Origin of the sequence: Arthrobacter sp. CAN_A214 (genome assembly GCF_015751955.1) — a bacterium.
GTDB lineage: Bacteria > Actinomycetota > Actinomycetes > Actinomycetales > Micrococcaceae > Arthrobacter_D.
The window spans coordinates 1-3,251 of the sequence record NZ_JADOUU010000070.1 but is presented as its reverse complement, the minus strand read 5'-3'; the positions used below and the strand labels follow the sequence as shown (position 1 = coordinate 3,251).

Sequence of the window (3,251 nt, the reverse complement as noted above, 5' to 3'; positions counted from 1 at the left end):
GAAGTGATCCTATTGCAGAATCTGCTGAATGGGACTCAGTGATACGACTCCCCCTCGGCCTAGTGCTTGAGCATTGAGTTCCGCGTCGTGGCGGGGATGTGAGCCTGTAGAAGGATCTGGCGGGCATCAGTGCGATGGATGGAAAGGTTCATGGGGTGGGATGCCGACGTGACTGATGATTCCGCGGATTCTCGGGGGTTCCTTGACATCGATTCGCGTTTTATGCAGTCTGAAAGCATTATCTGCAGACGCATCGGAGGCCGTGATGGACCCGTTGAAGGGTCGGCTGATCACGCTTCCGTTGCGGCAGGGAGCATTTTCCGCGGACGCATTGTTCGAGGCCATGCTCACCGGTTGGAATCAGCAGCAGTTGGCCCGGAACTTCACGGCCGGGACAATCCGGGGACGTGAGAGCCTGGTCCGACGGTTTGTGGATCATACGGGGCATTTCCCGTGGGACTGGACGGTGGGTGACGCTGATGAGTTCTTCGCTCATGAGCGGTCGATCCTGAATCTGGCGTTTGCGACCATCCGCGCGTACCAGACCCATCTGAAGGTGTTCTGCGACTTCCTGACCGACCCGGTCTATGAGTGGGACCGGGTTTGCGTCCAGGGGTTCGGCCGCTCCCCTGCCCAGATCATCACTGAATTCAACCGGGCCCGGCACGTACAGAACAATGAACAGGCACCGACCAAGCGGCCCTTCACCCGGGGCGAGCTGCAGGGATTCTTTGATCTGGCCGACCTTGAGGTCGAGCGGGTCCTGGCGTCAGGCCGTAAAGGCGCGGTGGTTGCCTACCGGGATGCGACCGTGTTCAAGACCGCCTACGCCTGGGGTTTGCGGGCCAATGAGGTCACGCACCTGCAGACCGTGGATTTTTCCCGGAACCGCAGGGCCCCGCAGTTCGGAGAGTTCGGTGTCCTGCAGGTCCGGTACGGCAAGGCGCAGCGGGGCTCACCGCCCAAGAGGCGCTCGGTGCTGACGGTCTTTGACTGGTCACCCGAGGTCCTGGACACCTGGATCCGCACCGGCCTGCCCTGGCTCGCCCCGGCGGTATCGGAGGTCTTCCCCACCGCCAACGGGTTGCCGGTTCCCAAGTCCAACTTGCACCGCCGTTTCCGGGACTACATCGATGAGCTCGGCTATCCACCGGGCCTGGACATCCATTCCCTGCGCCGGTCCTATGTGACCCACCTCTTTGAGCACTTCGGATTCGACCACACCTTCGTTCAGCGGCAGGTCGGCCACGCACACGCCTCAACGACCTCCCTTTACACGGCCGTTTCCAGCGACTATCAGACCAGTGAACTCAACCGCGTGCTCGAAGACATGATCGACAGGGCCGTCAGGCCGAAGGAGGAGAAACAATGAAACGGGATATCGAATATCGGTGGCGGGCCCGGGAACTTATGGCACGGCACGGCATGCGCAACACCCGCGAACTCGTCGAACCGCTCCGCGAACGCGGCATCACCCTCTCGGAGTCGCAGATCTACCGGATGGTCAGCCAGAACCCGGAACGGATCTCCTTCCAGCTCCTGGCGGCCCTTTGCGATATCTTCGGCGTCGAAGCCAACGAACTGTTCACCTTCACCGCCGTCGACGCCAGGTCCAAACGCCAGCAACAGGCCGCCGCGTCCGGGGAGAACGTGGTCCGCTTCGCTGATGCCTACAAACCCGTCAGGGCACGAATCCTTGACGACGACTAAGCCCGGCACCCGCGGGCGGCCCCGATCCGAAGGCGAACACCAGTGCACCCGATGCGGGCGCATGGCCTCGAAGATCAGAGTGAAATGGCCGGACGGAGCCATCTGCGGGATCTGCTTCACCACCGCCCTACGGACCCGAGGCCCCTGCCCGGGCTGCGGTGAAGTCCGGCTGCTCCCGGGCAGAACCACCGACGGTGCGGACAACTGCCGGGACTGCGCCGGCATCACCACCACCATGACCTGCGACAGTTGCGGCACCGAAACCGAGAGATTCCGCGCCGGCCACTGCATCCGCTGCGTCCTCAAGACCGACCTGGACCAGCTCCTGCACCCCCACAGTCCCCCGGATCTACGCCTCAAACGCCTCATCGGTGTCCTGACAGAGGCCGAGCGACCGGAAAGCATCTACACCTGGATGCGCGGCGCCAAGACCAAAGAACTCCTCGAAGGACTCGGCACCCGCACCATCGCACTCAACCACGCAGCCTTTGACACACTTCCCAGCTCCAGGTCAGTGGAATACCTGCGCGAACTCCTCATCCATCACGGCATGCTCGAGGACCGCGACCGCCAACTCGCCGCTTTCGAACGATGGCTGGTCACCCGAATCCTGGACCTCGAAGGGAACCCGCACATCCAGGCGCCCATCGAACGATTCGCCCGCTGGCACCACCTCAAACGCCTCCGCGCCACCGCCAGCCCAGAGAAAACCCTGAACACTGCCGTCCGCTCCGCCAAACAAGAAACCACCGAATCCGGAAAGTTCCTCGCCTGGCTCGACACGCACCACGAACTCACCATCGCCGGTATCAAGCAGGCCCACGTGAACGAATACCTCGCCGCGGGACCCTCGACCCGATATGCCATACGCACGTTCATCGTCTGGCTCATCAAGAACAAGGAAATTCCCAGACTCGAAATACCGCACCGCTACGCCGCCACGAAACCCCTGATCACCCAGCACCAACGCCTCGAACTCATCCGCCACTGCATCGAGCCCAACAAAACACCCCTGACGTTCCGGGTTGCAGCCCTGATCCTGCTGCTCTTCGGCCAACCCGTCGGCAAGATCGCCGCCCTGAAATGCTCGGACCTCCAACCACTGCCCGACGGGCTGCACCTGAACCTGGGCAACACCCCCGTCCTGATCCCCGCCCAAATAGCCCCCATGTTCTGGGAACACCTCCACCACCGACCCAACCAGCAAACCAGCAACCGCGGGAACCAATGGCTCTTCCCCAGCACCATCCCAGGACAACACATCCACGCCGACACGATGATGAGCCAACTCCGCACCCTGGGCATCAACCCCAGCGGAGCACGCAACACCGCCCTGCGCGGCCTCGTCCAGGAACTACCACCCACACTGATCGCAAACGCCCTCGGCTACAGCTACCAAGTCATCCACAAACACGCCACCGACGCCGGCACCACCATGGCCAGCTACGCAGGAAAGATCCCACTCCCCACCCGAACCCCGTCCAAACCCTCACCGCCGGCCCACGAATAGGACTCAGAACGATAAGTCTCGTTCCCGCTTG

General features: G+C 62.4%; 3 protein-coding genes. All 3 read left to right on the top strand.

Going from position 1 to position 3,251, the window contains the following annotated elements; genetic code table 11:
* The first annotated feature begins 265 nt into the window (after positions 1-265).
* The 3 genes from IWX65_RS17330 (at position 266) to IWX65_RS17320 (ending at position 3,220) form a co-directional block, all read left to right on the top strand.
* Positions 266-1,372, top strand: coding sequence for a tyrosine-type recombinase/integrase (locus IWX65_RS17330; RefSeq protein ID WP_196884797.1), 1,107 nt, complete (start codon positions 266-268; stop codon positions 1,370-1,372).
* Positions 1,369-1,710: a helix-turn-helix domain-containing protein gene (locus tag IWX65_RS17325; RefSeq protein WP_196884796.1), complete on the top strand. Its 342-nt coding sequence runs from the start codon at positions 1,369-1,371 to the stop codon at positions 1,708-1,710. Before IWX65_RS17330 ends, IWX65_RS17325 begins: the two co-directional genes overlap by 4 nt.
* Before the next feature lie 79 nt (positions 1,711-1,789).
* Positions 1,790-3,220 carry a site-specific recombinase gene (locus IWX65_RS17320; protein WP_334683984.1) on the top strand — a complete coding sequence of 477 codons (1,431 nt, stop codon included), beginning with the start codon at positions 1,790-1,792 and terminating at the stop codon, positions 3,218-3,220.
* The last annotated feature ends 31 nt before the right edge of the window (positions 3,221-3,251 follow it).